Annotated in this window: 20 protein-coding genes; 6 read left to right on the plus strand and 14 right to left on the minus strand. The window is 71.8% G+C overall.

Annotated elements, in window-relative coordinates; all coding sequences use genetic code 11:
• Positions 1 to 34 precede the first annotated feature (34 nt).
• The 4 genes from ACWD5F_RS30235 to ACWD5F_RS30250 all read right to left on the minus strand — a co-directional run bounded on the left by ACWD5F_RS30235 (position 35) and on the right by ACWD5F_RS30250 (position 4860).
• Positions 35 to 634 carry a histidine phosphatase family protein gene (locus ACWD5F_RS30235; protein ID WP_451259122.1) on the minus strand — a complete coding sequence of 200 codons (600 nt, stop codon included), beginning with the start codon at positions 632 to 634 and terminating at the stop codon, positions 35 to 37.
• 106 nt (positions 635 to 740) lie between these two features.
• Complete coding sequence (locus tag ACWD5F_RS30240; RefSeq protein ID WP_451259124.1) at positions 741 to 1151, minus strand: hypothetical protein; 411 nt, start codon at positions 1149 to 1151, stop codon at positions 741 to 743.
• 12 nt (positions 1152 to 1163) lie between these two features.
• Complete coding sequence (locus ACWD5F_RS30245; RefSeq protein ID WP_451259125.1) at positions 1164 to 3572, minus strand: hypothetical protein; 2409 nt, start codon at positions 3570 to 3572, stop codon at positions 1164 to 1166.
• Positions 3573 to 3651: 79 nt separating this feature from the next.
• Positions 3652 to 4860, minus strand: a complete 1209-nt coding sequence (locus ACWD5F_RS30250) for a pyridoxal phosphate-dependent aminotransferase (protein ID WP_450354075.1) — start codon at positions 4858 to 4860, stop codon at positions 3652 to 3654.
• An 87-nt stretch (positions 4861 to 4947) separates the two neighbouring features.
• Here ACWD5F_RS30250 and ACWD5F_RS30255 point away from each other — a divergent pair, with 87 nt between their 5' ends.
• The gene (locus tag ACWD5F_RS30255; protein ID WP_451259128.1) at positions 4948 to 5589 is read left to right on the plus strand and encodes a winged helix-turn-helix transcriptional regulator; all 642 of its coding nucleotides are present in this window, start codon (positions 4948 to 4950) and stop codon (positions 5587 to 5589) included.
• 88 nt (positions 5590 to 5677) lie between these two features.
• Here ACWD5F_RS30255 and ACWD5F_RS30260 read toward each other — a convergent pair whose 3' ends face one another.
• From ACWD5F_RS30260 to ACWD5F_RS30270, 3 genes are read right to left on the minus strand one after another with little or no spacing between them, the layout of a single operon-like run.
• Complete coding sequence (locus ACWD5F_RS30260; RefSeq protein WP_451259130.1) at positions 5678 to 6487, minus strand: hypothetical protein; 810 nt, start codon at positions 6485 to 6487, stop codon at positions 5678 to 5680.
• Positions 6487 to 7752, minus strand: a complete 1266-nt coding sequence (locus tag ACWD5F_RS30265) for a VWA domain-containing protein (protein WP_401718165.1) — start codon at positions 7750 to 7752, stop codon at positions 6487 to 6489. Before ACWD5F_RS30265 ends, ACWD5F_RS30260 begins: the two co-directional genes overlap by 1 nt.
• A gap of 44 nt (positions 7753 to 7796) precedes the next feature.
• Complete coding sequence (locus ACWD5F_RS30270) at positions 7797 to 9296, minus strand: IucA/IucC family protein (RefSeq protein ID WP_451259132.1); 1500 nt, start codon at positions 9294 to 9296, stop codon at positions 7797 to 7799.
• Positions 9297 to 9398: 102 nt separating this feature from the next.
• On the opposite strand from ACWD5F_RS30270, the gene ACWD5F_RS30275 reads away from it, so the two are divergent.
• The gene (locus tag ACWD5F_RS30275; protein WP_451259134.1) at positions 9399 to 11012 is read left to right on the plus strand and encodes an IucA/IucC family protein; all 1614 of its coding nucleotides are present in this window, start codon (positions 9399 to 9401) and stop codon (positions 11010 to 11012) included.
• Here ACWD5F_RS30275 and ACWD5F_RS30280 read toward each other — a convergent pair.
• The 5 genes from ACWD5F_RS30280 to ACWD5F_RS30300 form a co-directional block, all read right to left on the minus strand.
• A complete protein-coding gene (locus tag ACWD5F_RS30280; protein WP_451259136.1) occupies positions 10987 to 11817 on the minus strand; it encodes an SDR family oxidoreductase in 831 nt (276 codons plus the stop codon). The two genes, ACWD5F_RS30275 and ACWD5F_RS30280, sit on opposite strands and share 26 nt — an antisense overlap.
• A 44-nt stretch (positions 11818 to 11861) precedes the next feature.
• Positions 11862 to 12662, minus strand: a complete 801-nt coding sequence (locus ACWD5F_RS30285) for an alpha/beta fold hydrolase (RefSeq protein WP_451259138.1) — start codon at positions 12660 to 12662, stop codon at positions 11862 to 11864.
• On the minus strand, positions 12659 to 13249 hold the full coding sequence (locus ACWD5F_RS30290; protein ID WP_451259140.1) for an NAD(P)H-dependent oxidoreductase: 591 nt from the start codon (positions 13247 to 13249) through the stop codon (positions 12659 to 12661). The genes ACWD5F_RS30285 and ACWD5F_RS30290 overlap by 4 nt, the downstream gene beginning before the upstream one ends.
• 35 nt (positions 13250 to 13284) lie before the next feature.
• Positions 13285 to 14658 carry an ABC transporter permease gene (locus ACWD5F_RS30295; protein ID WP_451259142.1) on the minus strand — a complete coding sequence of 458 codons (1374 nt, stop codon included), beginning with the start codon at positions 14656 to 14658 and terminating at the stop codon, positions 13285 to 13287.
• 79 nt (positions 14659 to 14737) lie between these two features.
• Entirely contained in the window at positions 14738 to 15454 is a 717-nt protein-coding gene (locus tag ACWD5F_RS30300; RefSeq protein ID WP_451259144.1) for a thioesterase II family protein, read from the minus strand.
• A gap of 167 nt (positions 15455 to 15621) precedes the next feature.
• Between ACWD5F_RS30300 and ACWD5F_RS30305 the strand changes: the two genes are divergently transcribed.
• Positions 15622 to 16290, plus strand: coding sequence for a TetR/AcrR family transcriptional regulator (locus ACWD5F_RS30305; protein ID WP_451259146.1), 669 nt, complete (start codon positions 15622 to 15624; stop codon positions 16288 to 16290).
• On the opposite strand, the gene ACWD5F_RS30310 is transcribed toward ACWD5F_RS30305, so the two are convergent.
• Together ACWD5F_RS30310 and ACWD5F_RS30315 are read right to left on the minus strand one after the other, a co-directional pair.
• A complete protein-coding gene (locus tag ACWD5F_RS30310) occupies positions 16214 to 17269 on the minus strand; it encodes a fatty acid desaturase family protein (RefSeq protein WP_451259148.1) in 1056 nt (351 codons plus the stop codon). The genes ACWD5F_RS30305 and ACWD5F_RS30310 overlap by 77 nt on opposite strands.
• 50 nt (positions 17270 to 17319) lie before the next feature.
• On the minus strand, positions 17320 to 17961 hold the full coding sequence (locus tag ACWD5F_RS30315; RefSeq protein WP_451259150.1) for an SRPBCC family protein: 642 nt from the start codon (positions 17959 to 17961) through the stop codon (positions 17320 to 17322).
• Between the two features lie 472 nt (positions 17962 to 18433).
• On the opposite strand from ACWD5F_RS30315, the gene ACWD5F_RS30320 reads away from it, so the two are divergent.
• From ACWD5F_RS30320 to ACWD5F_RS30330, 3 genes are all read left to right on the plus strand, one after another.
• The gene (locus ACWD5F_RS30320; RefSeq protein WP_451259152.1) at positions 18434 to 19630 is read left to right on the plus strand and encodes an aminotransferase class I/II-fold pyridoxal phosphate-dependent enzyme; all 1197 of its coding nucleotides are present in this window, start codon (positions 18434 to 18436) and stop codon (positions 19628 to 19630) included.
• 107 nt (positions 19631 to 19737) lie between these two features.
• Entirely contained in the window at positions 19738 to 22866 is a 3129-nt protein-coding gene (locus tag ACWD5F_RS30325) for a non-ribosomal peptide synthetase (RefSeq protein ID WP_451259154.1), read from the plus strand.
• The gene (locus tag ACWD5F_RS30330; protein WP_451259156.1) at positions 22859 to 25606 is read left to right on the plus strand and encodes a beta-ketoacyl synthase N-terminal-like domain-containing protein; all 2748 of its coding nucleotides are present in this window, start codon (positions 22859 to 22861) and stop codon (positions 25604 to 25606) included. The genes ACWD5F_RS30325 and ACWD5F_RS30330 overlap by 8 nt, the downstream gene beginning before the upstream one ends.

Raw genomic sequence — 25606 nt, forward strand, 5'->3', positions numbered from 1 at the left:
TACGACCGGGGTCTGACAGTGCGGGCGGCGGTGATTACGACGGGGGCCGGACGTTCCACCCCGAGATCACCGGTCGCCCGTGCTCCGTGCCCAGTCGGCACACCGTCCCGGTCGCCAGCTGGAACAGCGCCCCGGCCGACGGGGCGAGCCCCAGCCGCCGGGCCGTGAGCACCCGTAGGAAGTGGCCGTGGGCCACCAGCAGGACGACGCCCTCGGTGTTGGCGTGTGCCGCGTCCACCAGGGCCAGCACCCGGTCGGCGCGTGCCCCCACCTGCTCCGGGGTCTCCCCGGGATGGTCCGGCGGGCCCGGCGCGACCCCGTCCGTGAACAGGAACCAGCCCGGACGGGTGCGCTGGATCTCGACGGTCGTGATGCCCTCGTACCCGCCGTAGTCCCATTCGCGCAGGTCGACATCGACCCGGGCGTCGTGCACCCCGATCAGTTCCGCCGTCTCCCGCGCCCGCTGCATCGGGCTGACGAAGGCGGCGCCGATGCGGTGCGAGCGGATCAGTGGGACCAGCCACCGGGCCTCCTCGCGCCCGTGTTCGGTCAGGGGCACATCCGTCGAACCCGTGTGCCGGCCGGACCGGGACCACTCGGTCTCCCCGTGCCGGACCAGAAAGAGATCACCCACGTCCGCGCCCTTCCCGCTCGCCTACCGGCACCGTGCCACAGGGTGCCGGAGACCCGCAGGACGGGCTGGGCCGGACGGCCGTCCCGAGGCCCCTGCCCTTCGGGTCTCAGTGCCCCGACAGTCCCGGCAGCCCCTGTACCGACTGGGTGAGCTGGCCGACCGCCACGACCAGCGGGGTCACCGGCTGGACGAACGCGTTCAGGCGGTCGAGGGCGCGCTGGAGGACCGACGGCTGCGGTTCGGGCTCCTCCAGTTCCTCGCGCAGGCGTCGCAGCTCCCTGGTGGTGGCCTCGGGGTCGGCGAGGGCCGCGCGGTGCTCTGTCAGCAACTGCTCGACGTAGGCGAGGAGTTGGGTGGTACGGGCGGACTGCTCGGCGTCCTGCGGCTGGAAGGAGACCGAGCCCGAGAACGCCTGGGCGCCGTGTCCCACGGCCTGGTTGCCCACGTACTGCGTGCCGCCGTTGATCACGACACCGTTGTTGACGGGAGGATCGAGTCGGCCGTCGTCGCTCTGCATGATGAGGACCCCCTACTTGTTCGTGCCGCCGGAGCCGCCGGAGCCGCCGGAGCCGCCGGCGCCGCTGAGGGCGGTCGCGCCGGGCTGCTGCGGGATGTTCTGCGTGGCGGTCGCGCCCGTCCCGATCGCCTGGTTGCCGATGATGCTCGTCCCGCCCTGCTGGATGAGGCCCTGGTTGAGGATGGTCTGCTGCTGGGCGCGGAAGTCGTTGGTGTCGTAGCCGCGCGCGTCGAGGAACTCGCGGATGGCGGCGAAGGTGTGGCGCTGCACCAGGGACGTGATCCGTTCGGCGTCCACGACCTGGAAGTAGTTGTGGTAGTCGGGGCTCAACGCCGTTTCGCGGATGCTCAGTCGGGCGCCGTAGTCGTAGACCGGGTCCTGCTCCATGGCCTTGATCTCGTCGGACATCCGCCGGTTGTGGCGGGCCTCGAAACGGGCGTGGCGCAGGGCCCGGAACGGCGCGGCGAAGAACGCCGGGGCCGTGTGGAAGAGGGCGGTCACCAGCAGGCCGCGCTGCCGCTCGGGCGTGAGCGGGTCGCGCAGGCGGTCCACGACGTGGTACGCGGCGCTCACCGGGCCGAGCACGTGGTTGTCGATGTGCAGGTGCAGCGTCCTGCCCAGGGTCGAGAAGTGCAGGAAGACGCTCGGTACGACGTCGCCGCCCCACAGCGGTACATGGATCGCGAGATAGTGCCGGACCGTGCCGCTCGGACGCAGCATGATCCGCTCGACGGCCTCGGGCGACAGGCGGGCCGCCGGGGCGAGCGTCGTGCTTCTGATAAACCGGTCGTCGTCACCGATGGTCGTGCCGCTCGCGAAGATCCGGTCCTCGATGACGAGGGAGCCCAGGGACTCCCCGTCGGCCGAAGCCGGCGTCGGGCCCGGGACAGGCACCGAGGCCCGGTCCGACGGCGTCCCGTCGGCGCCGTCGCGCACGGCCACCAGGCGGAGCTGTTCGCGTACGTGGCCGACGAGTTCGGCGACCGTGAACGGCCGTGGCTCGGCCGGGCGTCGGCTCATCCCGACGGGGTCCTCGGCGGGCAACAGCGGTACGGCGACGGTCCACTTGGAGCTGGTCGCCGAGTAGCCGATGAAGGGGCTGTAACCGCTGTACACGGTGACGTTGCCGTCCCGCGCCTCCTTGATGGCCGCCAGCCGCGCGGCGATCCACTTGCGCCGGGGAACGGTCGGGCGGGGCTGCCGGGCGAAGGTCTCGCGGGTCATCGTGGTGCGCAGCAGCCGGTCGACGTCGAGGTCGTGCCGTACGACGGTCGCGTACGCGAATCCCGCGGCGCCGACGGACGCGAGGACGGCGGGCACCCCGGCGAGGTAGGAGCCGAGCAGCCAGCTCACGAAGCCGCCCACGGGCAGGGACGAGAAGACGACACCGAGGTAGAAGGCGAAGATCACCACCACCCCGACCGTGACGGCGGTGTTCACCAACACGCGGCTGCCGGGCTGGCGTTGGCCGCGGGTGGCGAAGCTCTGCTGTACGCCGCCCCGTTGGGCGACCGACAGGAACACCATGACGAAGACGAGCCACAGCGGTGCCAGGAGGGCCACGGCCCCGAAGGCCGTCGCCAGACGCAGATCACGCTGGTACCGGAGGTCCTGGGCCGACAGACAGTGGCGCGTCACCGCCACCAGATCGACACCGGGTGAGGGAGCCACGGCGCTGGCCTCGTCGGCCAGGACACCCTCCACCACCCGGTCGGCGAACCCCTCGTCGACGTAGGCCGCGGCGCACAGATAGCGGGTGACGTCACCCGGTGCGCTCCCGACCGGCATGTAGCCCGGCGCGGTCGTCATACCGAGCCCTCCCTTGTTCCTCCGACGGAGTGACGCCTTCGCGACGTCAACTGGCTTGGCGGCGTGCGATCTTGGCGAACGGGCGGTGAGGAGGGCGAGCAGCACGCCGACCGCAAGCCCGAAGATGAGGCCCGAGCGCAGCAGGTTCTTCGTCAGCTCGCCGGAGAACGCCAGGTCCCAGGAGTCCGGAACGAAGGCGCCGGGCAGGGCGCACTGCAGCAGGGCCACGAACTCCGAGGCCAGTACGCCCGCGAGGAGACTGCCGATCACCCCGGGCCCTCGGCGGGCCGACAGCCGCAGGGTGAGGAAGACGATCCCCGCGAGCAGCAGCACGGTGGCGACGTCGTTCACGAGCAGGTAGCCGACGCCGCCGAAATTGTCGGGGGAGTAGCCCCAGCCCGGCACGAACACCGCCTGGACGAACCAGCGTCGGGGCCCGTCGTCGATCAGCAGGGCGTAGTAGCGCCGGAAGTAGTAGTCGCTGACCGGCCGTTGCACCCACGGGCTGCCCACGACGACGAGAAGCAGGACCAGCAGAGCGAGCCGGTTGCGTAAGTCCGACGGCGTGCGTGAAGCACGCCGAGGAGACATGAACATCTGGGGTTCCCCCATCCCCCGATCCCCGAGATCAGTGGCGGCACTCTATGGCATCCCCCCGCGCCGCGACCGCGAATCGGCAAACAGGCGGCGACTACTGCCGGTATCCGCTCAGGAACCGCCCGATCCGACCGATGGCCGCCTCCAGGTCGTCCGCGTACGGCAGCGTGAGGATGCGGAAGTGGTCGGGGGTCGGCCAGTTGAAGCCGGTGCCCTGGACCACCTGGATCTTCTCCCGCAGCAGCAGGTCCAGGACGAACTTCTCGTCGTCGTGGATCTTGTGCACCTTGGGGTCCAGACGTGGGAACGCGTAGAGCGCGCCCTTGGGCCGTACGCAGGACACACCGGGGATCTCGTTCAGCTTCTCCCAGGCCACGCTGCGCTGTTCGTTCAACCGGCCGCCCGGCGCGGTCAGTTCGTGGATGGACTGGCGGCCGCCGAGCGCGGCCTGGATGGCGTACTGGGCGGGCGCGTTGGCGCACAGCCGCATGGAGGCCAGCATGGTCAGGCCCTCCAGGTAGTTCTTCGCGTGCTGCTTCGGTCCGGTGACCACCAGCCAGCCCGAGCGGAACCCCGCCACGCGGTACGTCTTCGACAGGCCGCAGAAGGTGAGAACCACCAGGTCGGGGGCGAGCGCGGCGGCCGAGTGGTGCACGGCGTCGTCGTAGAGGATCTGGTCGTAGATCTCGTCGGCGAAGACCATCAGGCCGTGCCGGCGGGCCAGATCGAGGATGCCCTCGATGATCTCCTTCGGGTAGACCGCGCCGGTGGGGTTGTTCGGGTTGATGATGACGACGGCCTTGGTGCGGTCCGTGATCTTCGCCGCCATGTCGTCCAAGTCCGGGTACCAGTCCGACTGTTCGTCGCAGAGGTAGTGCACCGCCTTGCCGCCGGCCAGGGTGGTGACGGCGGTCCAGAGGGGGAAGTCCGGAGCGGGGATGAGGATTTCGTCGCCGTCCTCGACCAACGCCTGTACGGCCATCGAGACCAGCTCGGACACGCCGTTGCCGAGGAAGACGTCGTCCACCCCGACCTCCAGGCCACGCTCCTGGTAGCGCTGGGCGACGGCGCGGCGGGCGGAGAGGATGCCGCGCGAGTCCGTGTAGCCGTGCGCCTGCGGGAGCATGCGGATCATGTCCTGGAGGATCTCCTCCGGCGCCTCGAAGCCGAACAGGGCGGGATTGCCGGTGTTCAGGCGCAGCACGCTGTGGCCCGCCGCCTCCAACGCGTTGGCCTGCTCGATCACCGGGCCGCGGATCTCGTAACAGACCTCGCTGAGCTTGTTCGACTGCCGGAACTCCATGCGCGCTCGCCCCTCCGGTTACGTGTGTTGCTTGGTTTTACCAAGTTCGAGCTTGGAAAGTCCAACGACATGTCTAGACTGCGTCGCATGTCACCACGCCGAAGCTACGACCAGTACTGTTCCGCCGCCCGGGCCCTCGACGTCGTGGGCGACCGCTGGACCCTGCTGATCGTCCGGGAACTGCTCGCAGGACCGCGCCGCTACACGGACCTGCACGCCGACCTGCCCGGCGTGAGCACGGACGTACTCGCCTCCCGGCTGAAGGGCATGGAACGCGACGACCTCACCACCCGCCGCCGGCTGCCCCCGCCCGGCGCGGCCTACGTCTACGAACTCACCCCGCGCGGCCGGGAGTTGCTGCCGGTGCTGCAAGCGCTCGGGGCATGGGGGCAGGCCGAGCTGGGCGAGCGGCGCCCCACGGACGCGGTACGCGCCCACTGGTTCGCTCTGCCGATGCTGCGCTCCCTGCGCGAGCTGGGCGACGTGGGGGAGGGAGTCGTCGAAGTCCGGCTGGACGAGGGGGACTTCCACCTGTACGTCGGTGCCGAGGACGGCCCGGTCTACGGCGACGGACCCGCGCCCGGCGAGCCCGACGCCCGGCTGGTCCTGGACATCGGGACGTGCGTGGCCGTCGGCGCCGGGGAGTCGAGCGTGGCCGAGGCGGTGCGGGACGGACGGATCGAGGTGACCGGCGAGGGCATGCTGGCGAAGGTGCTGCGGGATCTCTGAGGACGCCGGGAGTGCTGCGGACCGTGGAGCCTCCGGACATGCAGGAGGCCCGCCGTACCCCAGGTTCGGCGGGCCTCCTGACGTACCGTCAGGCGCCGGGAGGCATCCGTGACGGACGTCCCGAACCGCGCGTCAGCGCGTATCCGCCGACGCCGGCCAGCGCGGCCAGCACGCCGCCCACCGCGGTCCACACCCAGCGGTCGGACCACCAGCCGGAGGACCAGCCGTCATCGGGCTCGATGCTGGACAGCACGGCGGACGTCGACGAATCCTCTTCGCCGTCCTCGGAGTCGGACTTCACCGCGATCCCCGGCACCAGCGGCTTCGCCAGCGAGCCGTCCACCGCCGCCGAACCGCCGACGTCCTTGGAGTCGACCCGCACCTCGGTGCTCACCGGCAGACCCAGGTCGGCCGTGGCGAGGTTCACCGCGGTCAGCCGGAGGTAGTACGTGCCCGGCAGCGGGTCGTTCGCCCAGGTCTCCGACCAGGCACGGACGGTCCGCAGCGTGCAGGACAGCTCGACCGAGGTCGCGCCCTGGGCCGCGGTGCGGGACTGCGCCCCGTACTGGCAGGCCTGGCGGCGGCGCAGTCCGTCGTACACGTCGAGCTGCCAGGTCTGGGCGGCGTGCGCGTCCGGCAGCTTCACCGTCGCCTTGACGGTGGGGCGTTGACCGGCGTCCGCCGGGAACGACCAGTACAGGTAGTCGCCCGTGGAGGCACTGGCGGTGGCTTGCTGGCCCTGCTCGAACTCGGCCGCCGTACGGAACGACGTGCCCGCCGAGGTCGGCGCCGAGGTGTCGTCCGACGCGCTCGGCGACGGGGTGGAGTCGGCCGCGGCCGGCCAGGCGGCGAGGCCCAGCGTCAGCAGGGCCGCGCCCAACACTCGTGTGATCCGCATCAGTTGGTCCTCCAGACCGCGAGCCGCCAGCGGGACAGCCAGCCCCAGAGCACGCCGGCCAGGAAGCCGACCAGCACCAGCAGCCCGAGCAGCCACCAGCCGCGTCCGAGGCCGAAGGAGGCCACGTCGCTCGCCTTCGAGGGCGCGTCGACCACGTCCACCGTCAGCTCCACCGGCATACCGGGCGTGGTCTTCACCCCGGCCGCCGCCGAGTAGGAGTTGGTGACTTGGATGCACACGGCCTCGGCCGGGGCGTCCTCGTCGTCGCTCTCCGCCTTCGGATAGCGCAGCCCGGTCGAGATCACGTCCGTGCGGCCGGTGCCCGAGGCCTCGCCGCGCACGATCTCGCGGCCGTGCGTCGTGACCGCCCGCAGCAGCACGCCGTAGTCCGGGTTCATCGCCCGGTCCGCCGACACGCTCACCGAAGTGCGCAGCTCCTGACCGGGGTTGACGTCCACCCGGTACCAGCGCTGCTGTCCGAACTCCTCGCGGTCCGTGTAGAGACCGGACTTGAGCGTCGGCGCCTTCGCGCAGGAGTCGGCGCCCTCGGTGGCCACCGGCGTCACCACCGGGTCGGCCGCCCGGTCCACCAACTGGTTGACCTTGTCGGTGAGTTCGTCGGTGTGCTCGACCGAGGTGTACGTCCCGCCGGTCGCCTCGGCGATGCAACTGAGCTGCTTGCGCAGCTTGGTGCTCGGCACCAGGCCGAGGGTGTCGATGGTCATGCCGATGCCCTTGGCCGCGATCTCGCGGGCCACCTCGCACGGGTCGAGCGGGGCGCAGGTGTCCTCGCCGTCACTGATCAGCACGATCCGCTTGGAGCCCGCGTCCTCGCCGAGGTCGTCGGCCGCCTTGAGCAGCGCGGGACCGATCGGCGTCCAGCCCGTCGGCGACAGGGTCGCCACCGCCGTTTTGGCCTCGGTGCGGTCCAGCGGACCGACCGGGTAGAGCTGCGCGGTGTCCTTGCAGCCCGTCTTCTGGTCGTCGCCCGGGTAGTTGGCGCCGAGGGTGCGGATGCCGAGCTGGACCTCCTCGGGCGTCGCGTCGAGCACCTCGTTGAACGCCTGCTTCGCCGCCGCCATCCGGGTCCCGCCGTCGATGTCCCGGGCCCGCATGGACCCGCTGACGTCGAGGACGAGATCGACTTTCGCGACGCTCTCGCCCGTGGGTTCGCCGGCGGCTGCCGCGGCCGGGAACGCGAGCCCGGCCGCCATGGCGGCGAGCAGGGCGCACACTCCTGCCGCCAGCCGTTGAGTTCTGATCATCGGCGGATCTTATTGATCAAAGGTGCCGTGCTCCAAAACGGCGGTCAGCGAAGGGGGTTGGGCAGCTCCATCCACTGGTCCCCGGGAGTGCCCGGCGACAGCCGCATCAGCGTCAACGCCTTCGCGGGCAGCGGCTCTTCGAGCAGCGCGGCCACGTCGGGGGTGCGCGGCAGAAGTCGTACGGCACTCTCCAGCGCGGTCCGCAACGCCGGTGCCGAACCCGCGGTGGCCGCGAGCGCCCCGGCCACCAGGGACCCGAACAGCTTGCGGCGCAGAGACGTTTCGTCGTCGGTGACGACCCGGCCGGTCAGCCCGGGGTCCGGGATGCCCTGCCGGGCCAGCCGGACGGGGCTGACCCGGATGTCGGCGAGGTCGCGGTAGACCAGGCGCAGGGGGGCACCCGAGTCCGACAGGACGACCAGGAGGTTCTGGCCGTGTGCCTCAAGGGCCACGCCCTGTTCCAGCAGGCGCAAACCGACCGTGAGGGTGAGGCGGGTGAACTCGGCGAGCCAGGCGGGGGAATCGGGCAGCTCGGTGGTGGCGAGCGCGGCCACCGGCACGACCCGCTCGCCGCGTTCCGTGGCCGCGTACGTCTGCGGTGACTCCCGCAGTACGGCCGCGAGATCGGGGGAGTCCGCGGTGGCCGCGCCCAACGTGCGGGTGACGTGCAGCAGTCCGTCCGAGCGGGCGGCGAGGGATTCCGCGAACGCGGACAGGGTCGCCGACATGCCGATCGAGTAGACCGAGATGTCCCGCACCGAGGAGGTCAGTCGGGCGCTGAGCGCCGTCTTGACGTGCGGGCCGTCCTGCATGGCGAGCGTGCGCAGCGACATCAACGGGTGGGCGCGCGGACCCTCGTTGCGGGTCCGCTTGAGCACGTGGTGCGCCTGCCAGGGATGCACGGGCAGCAACAGCCGCTCCCCGTCCCGCATCTCGGCCGGCCAGACGCCCGTCACCAGGCACTCCGACGCCCGCAGGGACGCCAGGCCCAGTTCGACGACCGGCCGGTGCTCGGGCCCGTAGGCGAGCTGCTCGGCCACCGAGAAGCCGGGCCGGGAACGGCAGTTGGGGTGGTACGGATGCCCGTCGACCACCCGCTGCTCCCACTCCCAGTCGCTCGCCGGCCACTCCTTCGCGGGCTCCTCCTGATCGGCCCGTGACAGCGCCAACGAGGCGACGCTGTGCGCCAGTTCGGTCGCGAAGCCGGTGCCGTGCGGTACGCCGAGGTCGGTCATCAACCGCGCCGGATGGTCGTAGGCGCTCTCGTCGAGTCGTACGACGGTGACGTACCCGGACGTGGCGTACGGGTCGGCGAGCGGCCCGTGCAGCCGGCGGCCGTCGCGCAGGCGCAGGGTGGTCCCCTCGCGGCCCGGCGCGCGGCCGGTGATCCACGGCAGCGGCTCATGGGCCAGCGCCCGCCACAGCCGGGTCAGCACGGCCGCCCGGGCGCCCGGCAGCTCGGCCGCGTACCGTGACAGGAGGTCGGGACGTACGACGGCCAGCTCGTCGGCGACCACGGCCTCCGTGGGGTGGGGACGGTGCACGGGCGGGCTCCTCGGGTACGAGTAGGGCGTCACGAACGGGGAGTGACGGCATACATACTGATCATCTTCGCCTGTACGGACCTCTGGGCACGAATGGATCGAGTGGATCGCGTGGTTCTCATCCCCCCGGCCGCCGGTGACGACGCCGATGTCCCGGCCCGCGCCGACGCGTACGCCGCCGCACCGCTCCTGAACTGCCTGCTGCGCGAGGTGGCCGAGCCGCTCACCGAGCGCGGCGGGCGCCACGAGTACCGTCTGCCCGGCGTGAATCGTCTCCTACGCGTGCGTGGCGAGCGACGACCGGCCGAGCCCGAGGTGTACGCGGCCGGCCGCTGGCACCGCGTCGGCCACACCGAGCTGGTCAAACTCGTCGCCGAGGAGCTGCGCCGCACGACGGGCCTGTCCAACCACGAGCTGCCCGCCGAGATCACCGACAGCCGGGACGCGGTCGCCGCGCTGCTCACCGCCCGCGCCGGGGCGACGGCGCCGGAGGACCCGTACCGGCGCTCCGAGCAGTCGCTGATCACCGGCCACCCCTACCACCCGGCCCCCAAGGCGCGCGGCGGCGGCCCGGTGGCCGGCTGGCTGCCGTACGCCCCCGAGGCGTACGCCGACTTCCCGCTGACGCTGCTCGGGGTGCGCGCGGACACCGTCGTCGAGGAGGGCGACACCTCGGCGCTGGACACCCTCGGTGAGGCCCCGCCCGGCTACCGCCTGCTGCCCGCCCACCCCTGGCAGCTCGACCTGCTCGGCGCCGACCTCGCGGCGGCCTTCGCGGACGGCCGGCTGATCCGCCTCGGCACGACCGCCTTCGACACCTGGCCGACGGCCGCGATCCGCACGGTGTACGCCCCCGAGCGCGACCTGTTCCTGAAGTTCAGCCTCGATGTGCGCATCACCAACGACATCCGCCGGCTGTGGCGCCACGACCTGCTGAAACTGCGGCGCACGGACGCGGCGGTGACCTCGGCGTTCGCCGCGATGGACAAGGGTGCCGGGGTGCCTTCGGCGTCCGCATCGGTGGACGAGGGCGCTGCGGTCGCTTCGGCTTCCGCCGCGACGGAGACCCCGGCAGCCTGGTTGAGTGACCGCGGCTACCGCACCGCCGACTTCGCCTTCGAGGAGCTCGCCGTCCTCGTGCGTGACGGGTTGCGCGGCCATCTGGCGCCCGGGACGACACCGCTGCTCGCGGCGGGCCTGGTGGAGGGCTTCGAGGGCAGTCCGTTGGAAGAGTTGTCGGATCCCGCGGCCTGGTGGGAGGCGTATCTGCGGGCGGTGGTCCCGCCGTGCCTGACGGCCTTCGGCGAATACGGCGTCGTACTGGAGGCGCATCTGCAGAACACCCTGGTCGCCGTCGACGCCGACGGCACCCCGGTGCAGGCGCTCTTCCGGGACGCGGAGGGCGTGAAGCTGCTGTCGGACGTGTCGCGGGAGGCCGGCTGGGAGCGGCTCGTGTACTGCCTGGTCGTCAACAACCTCATCGAGGTCGCCGGCGCGCTGGCGGAACCGCGGCCGGGCTTCGACCCGTGGCCCGCCGTGCGCCGCGAGTTGGCCCGGCACGACCTGCCCGAGGCCGCCGCCCTGCTCACCGCGCCCCAACTGCCGGGCAAGACCAACCTGTTGCTCCGCTGGACGGGCGCGGACGGCGCCGACGCGCGCTACCTGCCGCTGCCCAACCCGCTGCGCACGGTCAGGAGTTCGGCCCGGACTTCCTGACCGCTCTGACCCTTCGGTCGAACTCCCGGTTGAGCAAGGGCGTCAGCACGCTGCCGAACCTCGACAGCGCGCGGGTGCCCAGGTCCGGGCAGATCAGGAAACGCCGACGGTCGATGCCCTTCACGATCGCCTGCGCGACCTGCTCCGCCGGGATCGGCTTGATCGTGCCGCCGACCGCCCGGGTCTCCGCCGGCTTCCAGCGGTTCTCCTCGGCGAGTTGGGGGGTGTCGACGTCCGGCGGGAAGACGACACCGACGTGGATGCCGCACGGTGTGAGCTCGGCCCGCAGCGACTCCATGAGCCCGCGGACCGCGAACTTGGCCGGTCCGTAGGCGCTGTAGCCGTAGATGCCGAGGAGGCCGGCGGCCGAGGACACCGCGACCACACTGCCCCGCCCGCGCTCGACCATCCCGGGGACCACGGCCCGCAGGGCGTGCAACGTACCGAAGTAGTCGACGTCGATCATCTGCCGGAACACCTCGTCCGAGAGCTCCAGGAACCGCCCCGGACGGGCGAGCCCGGCCGAGCTGATCAGGACGTCGCAGGGCTGCCCCTGCTCTTCCTCGAGTTCGGTGACGGCCCGCGTCACGGCCTCCCGGTCGGCCACGTCGGCGGGGCGGGCGGCGACGTCGGCCGGGCGGGCGACGGCCGACAACTCCTTTGCCGCCGCGGCCAGTCGCTCCTCGCCCCGCGCGATCAGGGACACCTTGGCGCCGCGCTCCGCGAACAGCCGGGCCGTGGCCAGCCCTATGCCGCTCGACCCTCCGGTCACCATCACGTGGCCGAGGGCCCTCGTCTCTCTCATCGCCGTGCTCCTGTCCGCTGTTGCGTTCCCATCGGGCGCGCCTGTCACTGACGTTCCGTCAATTCCCTGTGGGCTGTCGAGACCAGGGCCACGAACACGTCCGGATCCTGCATGGGGAAGAGGTGACTGCCGCGGACGTGGCGGAGCCGTACCGGTGCGCCACCGCGGCGCAGGGCCTTCACGAAGGCGCGCTCGTCGGCGCGGAAGACGAGGTCGGAGCGGCCGTTGACGACGAGGGTGGGACGGTTCAGACGGGCGGCGAGGGCGAGGAAGTCGACCTGCCGCAGTTCCCGGACCGCCTCTCCGAAAGCGCGCATGGCCAGCCCTCCGGCGAGGACGGCCGCCGCGCACTCCGGGGTGGTGTGGCGGCGGAAGAGCCGTTCGTCCCGGGCGGCGCCGCGCTCCGGCCCGATGAAGTCGTTCAGCCGGGCCGCGGCCCCGTAGGCGAGGCCCTTGAGGCCGCGGGGCTGGGCGGTGGCGCCGCACAGGACCAGGGCGGCCGCGTGGCCCGGGAACCGTGCCGCGTGGGCCATCGTCGTGAACCCGCCGAGGGACATGCCGACGACCAGGGGCTTGCGACCCGTCGATTCCGTCGCCTCGCGCACCGCGTCGTCCAGTTCCGCCGCCGCGTCGGCCAGCGTGAACGTACGGTCCCTGAGCGCTCCGTGCCCCGGCAGGTCGACGGCGCTCACGCGGAATTCGGGCGCGAGGCGGCGGGCGTGGGGTGTCCACATGGCTGCCGAGACCCGGACTCCGTGCACGAGCACGATCGGCGGCGCGGTGTCTTCGCCGTAGACCCACAGACCGGGGCGGACGGTTCGGCCGGTCTCGGACCCGGGCGTCATGCCGCCCTCTTCTCGGGTCGGTCGGCCGCCGGGGTGCACAACCGGTCGACTGCCGCGTCGAGTTCGCGCCCGATGGCCGCATGCGCGGTGACCTCATGCGCGGTGGCCTCACGCGAGGTGGTCTCACGCGGCGGATTCCGAAGAGCCCGCGCGGTGCGGCTGGGCACGAAGCAGCGCTCTGTCGGCGTGCTCGCCCCCATGGAGGCCAGGACGGTGTCCAACGCCTCGTGGGTCAGCCGGCCGTCGGCGGTGGAGTGCCCCACCACGAGTTGCAGAACGCGCCGTCCGGCCAGGCCCGTTCGGGGCATGACGTCCAGGAACGTCTTGAGCAGTCCCGAGTACGCGGCCTTGTAGACCGGAGTCCCCACGACGATCCCGTCGGCCGCGCCGAGGAGTTCGGCCGCGTGCGTCAGGCGGGGGTGGTGGAGATGCCCCAAGAGCAGGGCCGCGGCGGGCAGTTCCCTGAGGACGAGGTGCTCGGTCCGGTGCCCGGAGGCGACGAGCCGTGGTGTGACGTGCTGGGACAGGACGTGATCGGTGGCGGAGCCCGGGGCGGGGCTGCCCGAGATCGTCAGGAACGTGGCCATGGCTGGTCTTCACCTTCGAGGGGCGGGTGGCGGCGTCACGACAGGGCCGGCTCGGGCTGCGCGGCCGGCTGGAACTCGTGGGTCCTGGCCCGGTGGTAGCCGCGGCGGTCGTACCAGTGGCTGAGTCCCAGGCCGACGACGACCGCTCCCGCCGCGTACGCGGCCAGCACGGCCCAGGCCCGGGAGGACCGGACGCCGTCGTCGTCGAAGAACATCAACGAGCGCACTCCGTCGGCGACATGACGGGCCGGCAGCAGACCGCCCAGCGTGTCCAGGGTGCCCGGCAGCGCCTCCACGGGGATGGCACCGCCGGACAGCGGGATACCCACCAACGTGATCAGCAGCAGCGCCAGGACCTGGCCCGGCATCCCGAAGACGGCGAACAGGGCGAGGGTGACCAGGGCCGTCGCGGCGCAGGCCGCGCCGCAGAAGAGGACCAGTTCGCCCTGCGCCGGGGTGTCGATGCCCGTGCTGGACAGGCCCACCGCGGCGACCACGGCCCCCGCGGCGAAGCCCATCACGGTGCCGAGCAGCGCCTTGGCGAGGAAGGTCGCCGAGCGGGAGATGCGGACGACGGGCCGCAGCAGCCGACGCGGTCCGATCTCCAGCGGCAGATAGCCGAGCCGGGCGTCCACCAGCATCGTCAGGAGGGTGGCGGGCAGCAGCCCGGAGATGAGCAGGGCCACGGTGAAGTAGAGGGGAATCGTGCCCGACGTGGACCCGGCGGAGCCGCCCGCGGTTTGCTGGACGGTGGCCTTCACCTCGACGGGGTCGCGGAGGAGGGCGAGGAAGCCGGGAGCGGTCGGGGCAGCCGGAGCGCTCTTGGCGGCGGGCTCCGCTGCCCGGGTGTCCTTCGTGGCGGGCTCCGCCGCCTGGGCGCCCTGCGTGGCGGACTTCGCCGCCTGGGTGCTCAGTTGGGTCCCCACCTGCTGGGACACGGCCGCCGCGGCCTGCCGTACCGCCTTGTCCGCCATGGACGCGGCCATGGGTCCGACACCCCGATGGCTGAGCACCTCCAGGGCCGGGCGGCGGACGTCCTGCCCGGCGCCGAGCAGGGAGAGGGACCGGCGGCTGAAGTCGCCGGGCACCACCAGCGCGGCGTAGGCGTCCTCGCGCTCCAGGGCCTTCTCGGCGGCGGCGCGCGTGGGGACCACGGTCCACTCGACCCGGTCGTCCCGGGCGTCGGCGGCGGTGACCTTCTGCGTGACCTGCCGGCCGAGGTTCACCGCGCCCGTCGGTCCGGTGGTGCCCGCGTCCTCGCTGACGAGGACCAGGGGCAGGCCGTGCAGGTGCCCTTCGGGGTCCGCGGCGGGGCCCAGATAGCTGACGGTGGCCAGGGCGGCGAGCAGGGAGCCCAGGACGACCACGATCCAGGCACGGGGCTGTTTCCACACGGTTGTGGCCCGCATCGGGTGCCACCTCTCCTTCGCTTCCCGTACGTTGTTGTCGGCGGTGTTCTTGCCGGTGTTCAAGGGCGGTGTTCGGTGTTCAAGGGCTCTGTGCTGTAAGGCACTTGGCCGGGTGCGCGAGGTCGGCGAGGAGCCGGGGCACGGCGTCGCCCTGCCAGGGGAAGAAGTGGTCGCCGGGCAGGACGCGCAGGCCCTGCCAGCGCGCCGCGTGCCGCTCCCACTGGGCGACCTCGTGCGGCGGATGCACCGGGTCCCGGTCCCCGGCGAGGGCGTACAAGGGCACGGAGACCGTCCTGGCGGGCGTCCGAGGAGCCGCGGCGAGCAGGCGGAAGTCCGCCTGGAGGGGGCGCAGCACCAGGGCACGCATCGCTGGACTGGAGAGGACTTCCGGCGGGGTGGCGCCGAGCCGTGCCACATGGGCGAGGAGCGCGTCCGCGTCGTCCGCCAACTCCCGCTCCGCGCGCAGGACTTCGGGCGGGCCGAGGGCGGAGAGGACGAGTGCGCGGGGCGGTGTGCCGTGGGCGCACAGGGTCTGGCACAGCTCGTAGGCCAGCAGCGCGCCCATGCTGTGCCCGAACAGGACCAGCGGGAGTGCCGGGTCGCCGAGCCGGGGCAGCAGGTCCGCGACGATGGCGGCCGGGGTCTCCAGCGGTGTCTCGGGCAGTCGGCGGCCGTGTCCTGGCAGGTCCGGCGTGAGCAGGTCGCAGCCGTCGGGCAGCCAGGTCGACCAGGGCCGGTAGGCGTCGGCCGAACCGCCCGCGTAGGGCAGACAGACGAGTCGGGTGGTCGGGTTCATGCGATTCCCCCTGTTCACAGTGGACCCGAGAATGCAACGCAACGGTGCGTTGCAATAGTAGAAGGCGGATAGGATCCACCGCAACACAACGTTGCGTTCGGTTCGGTCTCGGGCCGGCGTCGGCGTGCGAGGCGACGGGATGCGAGCAGACGGATGCGAGGACAGGGATGACGGCGAAGGAGAAGCAGGCGGACGAGAAGCAGGCAGGTGTGGGCAGGACGCGCACGGACGCCACCCGGAACGCGCACACGCAGAGCGGCCCCCGGCGCCGCGACGAGATCTTCACGGCCTGTCTCGATCTGCTCGCCGCCCAGGGCTACGACCTGTTGACGATCGAGGGCGTCGCCCAGCGCTCCGGCGTCAACAAGACGACCATCTACCGCTGGTGGCCGTCGAAGTCGGAGCTGCTGCGCGACGCGCTCCTTCACTCGGGCACCCTCGCCTTCGAACTCCCCGACACCGGCAGCCTTTCCGGCGACCTGACCGCGCTCGCCGCGCGGGTGCGGGACCTGCTCGCCGACGAGCACCGGCGGGCCGTGGTGGAGGCGGCCCTGGTGGGGGCGGTACGGCATCCGGCGATGCGCGAACTGGCGACGTCCTTCCTGGAGGACCGGCTCGGCCGGCATCAGCCGCTCTTCACGCGTGCCGTGCAACGCGGGGAGCTGCGCGCCGACTTCGACCCCGCGCTCCTGGTGGACGCGCTCACCGGCGCGCTGTGGATCCGCATCCTGGTCCGCCGCCGGCCCGTCGCCGAGGACTTCAGCGCCCAGCTGGTCCGGGTGCTGCTGGACGGAGTGCGGGCGATGGGCGACGGAGCCGCTCCACCTCGCGGGTGACTCCGGCGAGATGCGCCAGCACCTCGCGGTACGAGCGGAAGGCGCCCACCTCGTAGTAGGGCAGGCCGAGTTCGGCGCAGTACGCCATGACCAGCGGCCGGCAGCGACGCAGGTGCGGGCGGGGCATGCCGGGGAACAAGTGGTGCTCGATCTGGTAGTTGAGCCCGCCGTACAGGAAGTCGTGCAGCCGTGAGCTGCGGATGTTGCGCGAGGTGAGGACCTGGCGGCTGAGCCAGTCGGGCTCCTCGCCGTCGTGCACCGGCATGCCCTTGTGGTTCGGGGCGAAGACGCAGCCCAGGTAGAATCCGAACAGGCCCTGGTGCACGGCGACGAAGGCCACGGCGGTGAGCGGGGCGAGCGTGAGGAACACCACGGCGAGGTAGGCGACGGCGTGCACGGCCAGCAGCGCCAGTTCCAGGCGCGGGCGGCGCGGCACCCCGCGCCTGATCGCGATCACCGAGCCGACCCGCAGACCGACGGACTCGAGGCCCAACAGCGGGAAGAACAAAGCCGCCTGACGGTCAATTACAAACGTGCGCAGCCGTGAGACCCCGTCGGCCTGGCGCGGGGAGAAGGCGACGACCCGGCGCAGGATGTCCGGATCGAGGTCCAGGTGGTTGGGATGGTTGTGGTGTTTGGTGTGGTGGCTCATCCACCAGCCGTAGCTGAAGCCCAGCGCCAGGTTTCCGTGCAGCAGGCCCAGGACCTCCATGGCCCGGCGGCTGCGGGTGACCTGCTGATGACCCACGTCGTGGCCGAGCAGACCGGTCTGCCCGTAGGCGAAGGCGAGCAGCACGGCCGTGGCGAGCTGCCACCACGAGTCGCCGAGCAGGGCGAAGACCGCCCAGGAACCGGCGAACAGCGCCGTGTTCACGGCGAACTTCACGGCGTAGTAGCCGGTGCGCCGCTGGAGCAGGCCGGCCGCGCGGATGCGCTGTTGCAGGGGAGCGAAGGAGCGTATGTCCGTCGTGGACTCCATGTCCGGAGTGCCTCTCTTCTCGCGGGTCGGGCCTCGGCTCTGGTGGCCGGTCAGGCCTCGACGGCGGTCTTGATGCGCTGGAGGGTGCTGCGCATGCCGGCGCGGTTGACCTCGGCGCGGTCGGTCGGCCGGGTGCCCGTGAACACCCGCCCGAGCAGTTCGGTGAGCCGTGCGCCGGGGCCGGTGCGCAGGTCGCGCCAGTACTCGGTGACCCGGGTGCCGGCTCCCTCCGGCTCCAGCCGGTAGCCCCACAGCGCGACGGGCAGCCCGAACGTGGTGACCTTGAAGGCGAACTCGGCCGGCGCGTCGGCGACCACGACCCGGCAGGTCGTGAACCAGACGAACAGGCCCCTGCGGTTGAAGCCCACGAACCTCGCCCCCGCGCCCGCGACCGGTCCGCGGTGCCACACCGCGAAGCACTCCGGGCTCCAGCTCCCGATGTTCCGGACCCGGGAAATCGCGGCGTAAAGGTCTTCTCTTCCCGAATTCACCAGGGCGCTTTCCTGAATCTCCCACAGGCGTCCCACAGATTTTCCCCCGATTCGGATTCGGCCGCATTGTGCGGGCGTGGAGCGTCCGGACCATAACCGGCCGTACGACGGCTTGTCCAACAACTGCTCGAAACCATAAACGGAGTCAAGGACTCCCCTTTGGGGTTTAGTTGAGCATGAAACTGTTAAACCGAATGTCACTTGACTCAGCCACGACCGCGACTCTAGCTTGGAACGAGTCGGATCGTTCTGAGTGCTCCCGGAGGGTCATCGCCGGAGGTACTCGCATACCGACCCACCAGCACATTCACGGGGGATGTCGCTGCGGGCGTCGACGAAGTCGACCGCTGCGCCATGCCCTATGGCCATGCCAGGGGGACACGTGTACAAGATCGCGAGCGCTGTCGGGACTGTGGTCTGCGACATTGCCTCGGTCATTCAGCTGCTCTGGAACAGCTGGGACAGAGCCGGTCGATGAAGGAGTTCCGCGACATCCACGCGGAACGTCCCACCTCACTTATCTCGCTCCATTCCGAGTGGCCGGCAACGATGCCGTGCCCGGAACCGACCTCGCTTTCCAGCATTCTCGACATGGTCGTTCGCGAGATGGCAACAAGAATTCCGCTTCCGAGCTCAGCCATGCCTTCGTACGGTTCTCAGAAAGGGCAATCCAGTGAGTCTTCTGCTTGAGCGGTGCGCGTCCTACACCAGGGCGCGGGACGCCAGGAACGCGGGCCTGTACCCGTACTTCCTCAACTTCGACGGCCGCGACGCCGGCACCGCCCGCATGGCCGACGGACGCGAGGTCGTCATGTGCGGCTCCAACGACTACCTGGGACTGAGCACCGATCCCCGGGTGGTCGCCGCGGCCGCCGAGGCCTCGGCCCGCTACGGCGCAGGCTGCACCGGATCCCGCTTCCTGAACGGCAACCTCGACCTGCACGACGAACTGGAGCGCGAACTGGCCGAGTTCTTCGGCAAGGAGGCCGCCCTCGTCCTGACCACCGGCTACCAGGCGAACCTCGGCGCGATATCCGGCCTGTGCGGCCCCGGCGACCTGATACTCGTCGACAAGGAGGCGCACGCGTCCCTCATCGACGGCGCCCGGCTCAGCCGCGCCAAGATCGGGTGGTTCGCGCACAACGACGTCGACGACCTCGCCGACAAGCTGGCCCGGCTGCCCCGCCGCGGCGGCGTCATGGTCGTCGTCGACGGCGTCTACAGCATGGAGGGCGACCTCTGCCCGCTGCCTCGACTGGTCGAGGTCTGCCGGGAGTTCGGGGCGACCCTGCTGGTCGACGACGCACACGGCGGCGGCGTCCTCGACAAGGGGCGCGGCACCAGCGCGCACTTCGGGCTCACCGACGAGGTACCGCTCATCACGCTCACCTTCTCCAAGGCGTTCGGCTCCATCGGCGGCGCGGTGCTCGGCGACGCGGACGTCATCGACTACCTGCGCCACCACGCCCGCGCCCTGATGTTCTCGGCCAGCGCCAGCCCCGCCAACACGGCCGCCGCGCTCCAGTCCCTGCGCATCCTGCGCGAGGAGCCCTGGCGATGCACCACGGTCGCCGACAACGCCGCCTACATGCGCCGCGAACTCAGCGCGCTCGGCTACGAGGTGGGCGCCGGCTCCACTCCCGTCGTACCCGTCGAGACGGGCGACGAGCTGAACACCCTCAACGCCTGGAACCTGCTCATCGAAGAAGGGGTGTACGTCAACGCGGTACTGCCGCCCGCCGCTTCGCCCCGGCTGCGCACCAGTTACACGGCGGTGCAGACCGAGGAACACCTCGGCCGCGCCCTCGCCGGGTTCGCCGCCGTCCGCGATCGTGTCCTCGCCGTACCCGCCGTACCGGCCGTCGCGTGAGCCGTCCTGCCCCGCGAGCAGCCACCACCGCACCCTGCATCCGTTCGTCGTCGGTCCGCACCGGCACCCGCAGCTGAGCCTCGAGAGCCTGAAGAGGAATACCCCGCATGTCTGAGAGCCAGTCGGCCCGCCCGGCCACCCCGGCGCAGCTGAAGCTCCACACCCACACCCAGCTCTTCACCAACAACGCCGCCTTCAACCTGGCCGGCGCCTACCGCATCACCGGCGACGTCGACACCGACCGGCTGCGCACGGCGCTCGCCCGCCTCAGCGGTGGCATCCGCGCCCTCAACACCGTCTTCGTCCAGCGCGACGGCCGTGTCCTCGCGGTGGACCGGCCGCCCCGCTACCCGTCTCCGACGGACATCCCGTTGGTGCGGCTCGCCGGTGACGCCCGTGAGGAGGTCGCGCGCCGGCTCGCCCAGCTCGCGGACACCCCGCTGCCGCCGGACGCGCCGGAGCAGTACCACTTCACACTCTACGAGGACGACCACGCGGTCTACGCGGCGATGCTCTTCTCGCACATCGTTCTCGACGGCTACGCGTACTTCAACTTCGTCGAGGAGCTGGAGCGGCTGTACGCCGACCCGGACGCGCCGCTGCCCGCGTCGGCCGCCGACGACCCCTCCGAGCTGGTCGCGCCGACCGCCCCGCGCCCGGCGGCGATCGAGCACTTCGCCGAGCAACTCGGCCATCTCACCTCCCTGACCGACGACCGGCTGCTGGGCCGGCGGGCCCCCGACGGCGGGCTGCTCGGCGAGGAGCGCCGGCTGGAGCTGGACGCCGAGACCAGCGACCACCTCCGGCTGCAGGCCAAGGAGTTGGGCTGCACGCCGTTCTCCTTCTTCCTGGCCGCCTATCTCGTCGCCTACAGCCGCTGCACCGGCAACCGGCAGTCGGTGACGGGCCTGCCGCTGGCCAACCGCCGGGGTCTGCGGCAGCGCAAGGCGTTCGGCTACTTCGTCAACACCCTGCCGCTGGCCGTCGACCTGACCGAGCACGACACCTTCGCGGACCTGTGCCGTGCCGTGCAGTCCCGCAGCACCGGCATGCTGCGCCACCAGGACTTCGACCTGGCCGCCGCCGCCCGCGAGGTGTGCCCGGGCGTGACCGGCGGACCGCTGAGCACCGACACCACCTTCACCTACTACAAGCAGCCGCTGGACATCCGCCTGGACGGTTGCGCGGTGGACTCCCTCGACCTGCCCCGCGGCCTGGTGAAGTACCCGCTGTCGATGAACGTCGAGGACTTCGGCACGTCCTTCACCGTCAACGTCGAGTGCTCCCACGAACAGTGGGCGACCGACCCGCTCGGCGTGATGCGCACGGTCCTCGACGCCGTCGGCCGCGACCCCCACCGGCCGGTGACCTCGATCCCCGCGCTGTCCGCCGACGCCGAGGCCCGCCTGCACCACCTGGTCAACCCGGGGGCGGCCCGCCCGCCGTTCCCGGTGGAGGCCTCCCTGTCCGTGTGGTTCGAGCAGACCGCGCGCCGCCACCCCAACCGGGTCGCCGTCAACCTCGGCCCGGACAGCCTCACTTACGCCGAACTGGACCGCAGGGCCGACGTCGTCGCCGCCCGGCTCGCCGAGCGGGTGCCCGGCCGGCACGTGGGCGTCGCCCTGCGCCGCGGACCCGGCCTGGTCGCCGTGATCCTCGGTGTCCTCAAGGCCGGCAAGGCCTACGTGCCACTCGACCCGTCCTCGCCCACGGCCCGGATCGGCCAGATCCTGCGCAGCTTCCCCGAAGGGCTGCCCGTCGTCGAGGACGAACCCCGCTGGCCCGACGCCGAAACGGTCCGGCTGCCGGCCGCCGACCTGCTGGCGCCGGGGGAGGCGAGCGCGCTGCCGGTCCTGCACGACCCGGACGCGGACGCCTATGTCATCTTCACCTCCGGCTCCACCGGCCGGCCCAAGGGCGTCCAGGTCACGCACCGCAACGTCATGCGGCTCATGCGCTCCACCGAGGAACTGTTCGGCTTCGGCCCGCGCGACGTGTGGAGCCTGTTCCACTCCTACGCCTTCGACTTCTCCGTCTGGGAGATCTTCGGCGCGCTGCTGTACGGCGGCCGGCTCGCGATCGTGCCGGAGACCACCGCCAAATCCCCGGACCAATTCCGGGAGTTCCTGCTCGGCGATCGGGTCACGGTGCTCAACCAGACGCCGTCGGCGTTCGGCCAGCTGCTGAAGGTGCTCCGACCACAGGACCGGGACGAACTCGCCCTGCGCCACGTCGTGTTCGGCGGCGAGGCCCTGCGCTACGCGGCACTGCGCCCCTGGTTCGAGCTGATGGGCTCGCGGACCCGGCTGGTGAACATGTACGGCATCACCGAGACCACCGTCCACGTCACCCACCACCCGGTCACCGCCGAGGACGCCCGCTACGAGACCGTGTCGGCCATCGGCCGCCCGCTGCCCGACCTCAACGTGCGTGTCGTCGACACCGACGGCCATCCCTGCCCGCCCGGTGTGCCCGGCGAGCTGGTCGTCTCGGGCGCGGGCGTCACCCGCGGCTACCGCGAGCAGCCGGAACTGACCGACGAGCGGTTCCCCGTCCGGGCCGGCGAGCGGGTCTATCGCTCCGGCGACCTGGGGCTCGTCCGCCCCGACGGCACCCTGGTGCACCTGGGCCGCATGGACAAACAGATCCAACTGCGGGGCTTCCGCATCGAGTTGGGCGAGATCGAGTCGGCGCTGCTGTCCCTGCCGGGCGTGCGCGAGTGCGCCGTACGCCTCGACGAGCGGGACGCGGGGCATCCGGCCCTCGTGGCCTTCGTGTCCGGCCGGGAGGTGCCGTCGGACGCCGCCGTACGCGAGTCGCTGCGTTCACTGCTGCCCTCGTACATGGTCCCCGCCGCGCTCGTCCGGGTGGCCGGGCTGCCACTGACCGTCAACGGCAAGGTGGACGAGGCCGCGCTGCCCTGGCCCGAGCGCACGGACCGGAGCCCGGCCGTGCCGCCGACCGGCCCGACCGGCCCGACCGGCCCGACCGACCAGGCCTCCACGGTCGACGCCGTACGGGACGTATGGCAACAGGTGCTGCCCGGCGCGGAGTTCGGTCCCGACGACAACTTCTTCGACGTCGGGGGTTCCTCGATGCACGTCGTCGAGGTGCACCGCCTGCTGAGCAGCCAACTCGCCGTCGACGAGCTGGAAATGATCGAACTCTTCACGCACACCACCACGCGCAAGCTCGCCGCGCACATCGATTCCATACGGGGGAACACGCATGACTGAGCGAACCGCACCGCACACCGGACCGATAGCCGTCGTCGGTATGGCCGGGCGCTTTCCCGGCGCCGACTCGGTGGCCGGACTGTGGGAGGAGCTGGTGCACGGAGCGGAGGCCGTGCGGCAGTTCACCCCGCAGGAGCTGACCGAGGCCGGCGTACCCGCCGCCCTCGCCGGCTCACCCACATACGTCCCCCACGGCGCCGACCTGGCCGACGCCGACCTCTTCGACGCCGAGTTCTTCGGCGTCACCCGGCGCGACGCCCGGCTGATGGACCCGCAGCACCGCGTCTTCCTCACCTGCGCCTGGCGGGCGCTGGAGGACGCGGGACTCGCCCCCGACGCCCAGGACAACGTCGGCGTGTACGCCGCGACCAGCCTCAGCACGTATCTCCTCTTCCACGTGCTGCGCTCCGCCGAATACGCGGACTCGGCGCTGACGTATCCCGTCCTGCTCGGCAACGACAAGGACTTCCTCGCCACCCGCGCCGCCTACAAGCTGGGCCTGCGCGGCCCGGCCATGACCGTGCAGACCGCCTGCTCCAGCTCCCTGACGGCCGTGCACCTGGCCTGCCGGGCCCTGGACGCGGGCGACATCGACGCCGCGCTGGCGGGCGGGGTCAGCATCACGCTGCCGCAGACCGCCGGTTACGCCTACCAGGAAGGCGGCATCCTCTCCCGCGACGGCCACTGCCGGGTCTTCGACGCCGAGTCGTCCGGGACCGTCAAGGGCAACGGCTGCGGGGTCGTCGTCCTCAAACGCCTGGCGGACGCCGAACGCGACGGCGACCGCGTGTACGCCGTGATCCGCGGCACCGCGATCAACAACGACGGTGCCGCGAAGATCGGCTTCACCGCGCCCGGTCCGGCGGGACAGCGCGAGGTCATCGGACGCGCGCTGGCCGTCTCCGGCATCCCTGCCCGGGACATCGGGTACGTCGAGACCCACGGCACCGGCACCGCCGTGGGCGACCCGCTGGAGCTGAGCTCGCTCGCCGCCGCCCACCGGGACGCGGGCGGCGTCGCGGCCGGCTGCCTCATCGGGAGCGTCAAGGCCAACCTCGGTCACCTGGACGCGGCGGCCGGTGTCACCGGACTGATCAAGGCGGCCCTTGCCCTGCACCACCAGACGGTGCCGCCGCAGATCAACATCGGCGAGCCCAACCCGTTCCTGCAACTGGACCGGACGCCGTACGACGTGCCGCGCGAGGCCGTCCGCTTCACCGAGGAACCCCTGCGCGCCACCGCGGTCAGCTCGTTCGGCATCGGCGGCACCAACGCCCACTGCGTCCTGGCCCGCGCCCCTCGGCCGCAGGAACGTCCGGCGCCCGCGGAAGCGACCCCTCTGCCGATCGTGCTCACGGCCAAGGACGCAGACGCGCTAAGGGAGTTGGCCCGCCACCTGCGCGCCCGGCTGGCCGCCGCGCCCCGGACCGACGTGGCCGACCTCGCCTACTCGCTGTTCACGGGCCGCTCCCGGTTCCCGGTGAGCCACACCTTCACCGCGACCGAGCTCGCCGAGGTGACGGCGGGGCTCGACGCCCTGATCGCGGGCGCGCCCAACGGCGAACTGCCCGACGCCGTATGGCCGTTCACGCCCGCCCACAAGATCTCCCTGCCGGGTCACCCCCTGCGGGAGGAGCGCCACTGGATCGAGCCGGACATCGACCGGCCCGTACCGGAGCGACCGGCCACCGAGCCGGCGCGCGGCGCTCGCGCGGCGGTCCCCGAACCCCCCGCGGGGACCGCCGCACGCGACGACCGGCAACTGCTGGACCGGGTCGTCGCCGTTCTCGAACAGCACCTCGGGGTCGAGGGCATCGGCCCGGACGACGACTTCCGTGACCTGGGCGGCGACTCGATGGCCGCCGTGGAGATCGTCAGCGACTTCCGTGACGCCTTCGGCGTGGTGCTCGAGCTCGACGACTTCGGTCTGCTGCGCACCCCGGCCCGGATGGCCGACGCCCTGCGGGCCCGGCTCACCCACGGCAGCCGCCCCAGCGGCCTGGTCACCGTGCGCGAGGGCGAGGGACGGCCGCTGTTCCTGGTCCACCCGGCCGGCGGCACCAACCTGCTGTACTTCAAGCTCGCCGAGTACTCCGGCTCGGCCCTGCCGCTGGCGGCCCTGTCGTTCCCGTCCGCCGCCGACACCCTGCCCGGCACCCTGCGCGAACTCGCCGCGCTCTACCTCGACCGCATCCGCGCCGTGCAGCCGGCCGGCCCCTACCGGCTGGGCGGCTACTCCTTCGGCGGCAACGTCGCCTTCGAGATGGCGCTGCAACTCCAGGCCGCCGGCGAGCAGGTCGAACCGCTGGTCATGCTCGACTCGCACGTCCCCGAGAGCTACGTCGGCGGACGGCTGGACAGCGAGGCCTTCGAGGGCGCCTTCGAGGTACTGGCCCGGCAGTCGACGCTGCTGGCGGGCGTCGACGTCGGCATCCTGCGCGAGGAGGGCTTCCTCGCGGTGTGGCAGGCCAACCACGACTGGCTCAAGTCGTACTACCCGGACCGCCCCTTCGACGGCGACATCCTGCTGCTGCGCGCCGAGGAGGCCGAGCCCGAGGAACTGCTCGACGCGCTGCACATCAACGAACGCGACAAGTCGCTGTGGCAGGACCACATCACCGGGCGGCTGCGCGTGCGCAAGGTGCCCGGACACCACTTCTCCATGTTCGACGACGGCGAGCGGATCACCGCCCTCGCCGCCGCGTTCGACCACGCGGTCTCCCGCCTCGGAAAGGACTGA

This window comes from Streptomyces sp. NPDC002499, from assembly GCF_053595415.1.

Excerpts from the sequence above, each read along its gene's own strand:
- ACWD5F_RS30240 (WP_451259124.1), bottom strand. The coding sequence starts at position 1,151 with ATGCAGAGCGACGACGGCCGACTCGATCCTCCCGTCAACAACGGTGTC.
- ACWD5F_RS30245 (WP_451259125.1), bottom strand. The coding sequence starts at position 3,572 with ATGGGGGAACCCCAGATGTTCATGTCTCCTCGGCGTGCTTCACGCACG.
- ACWD5F_RS30250 (WP_450354075.1), bottom strand. The coding sequence starts at position 4,860 with ATGGAGTTCCGGCAGTCGAACAAGCTCAGCGAGGTCTGTTACGAGATC.
- ACWD5F_RS30255 (WP_451259128.1), top strand. The coding sequence starts at position 4,948 with ATGTCACCACGCCGAAGCTACGACCAGTACTGTTCCGCCGCCCGGGCC.
- ACWD5F_RS30260 (WP_451259130.1), bottom strand. The coding sequence starts at position 6,487 with ATGCGGATCACACGAGTGTTGGGCGCGGCCCTGCTGACGCTGGGCCTC.
- ACWD5F_RS30265 (WP_401718165.1), bottom strand. The coding sequence starts at position 7,752 with ATGATCAGAACTCAACGGCTGGCGGCAGGAGTGTGCGCCCTGCTCGCC.
- ACWD5F_RS30280 (WP_451259136.1), bottom strand. The coding sequence starts at position 11,817 with ATGAGAGAGACGAGGGCCCTCGGCCACGTGATGGTGACCGGAGGGTCG.
- ACWD5F_RS30285 (WP_451259138.1), bottom strand. The coding sequence starts at position 12,662 with ATGACGCCCGGGTCCGAGACCGGCCGAACCGTCCGCCCCGGTCTGTGG.
- ACWD5F_RS30290 (WP_451259140.1), bottom strand. The coding sequence starts at position 13,249 with ATGGCCACGTTCCTGACGATCTCGGGCAGCCCCGCCCCGGGCTCCGCC.
- ACWD5F_RS30295 (WP_451259142.1), bottom strand. The coding sequence starts at position 14,658 with ATGCGGGCCACAACCGTGTGGAAACAGCCCCGTGCCTGGATCGTGGTC.
- ACWD5F_RS30300 (WP_451259144.1), bottom strand. The coding sequence starts at position 15,454 with ATGAACCCGACCACCCGACTCGTCTGTCTGCCCTACGCGGGCGGTTCG.
- ACWD5F_RS30305 (WP_451259146.1), top strand. The coding sequence starts at position 15,622 with ATGACGGCGAAGGAGAAGCAGGCGGACGAGAAGCAGGCAGGTGTGGGC.
- ACWD5F_RS30310 (WP_451259148.1), bottom strand. The coding sequence starts at position 17,269 with ATGGAGTCCACGACGGACATACGCTCCTTCGCTCCCCTGCAACAGCGC.
- ACWD5F_RS30325 (WP_451259154.1), top strand. The coding sequence starts at position 19,738 with ATGTCTGAGAGCCAGTCGGCCCGCCCGGCCACCCCGGCGCAGCTGAAG.
- ACWD5F_RS30330 (WP_451259156.1), top strand. The coding sequence starts at position 22,859 with ATGACTGAGCGAACCGCACCGCACACCGGACCGATAGCCGTCGTCGGT.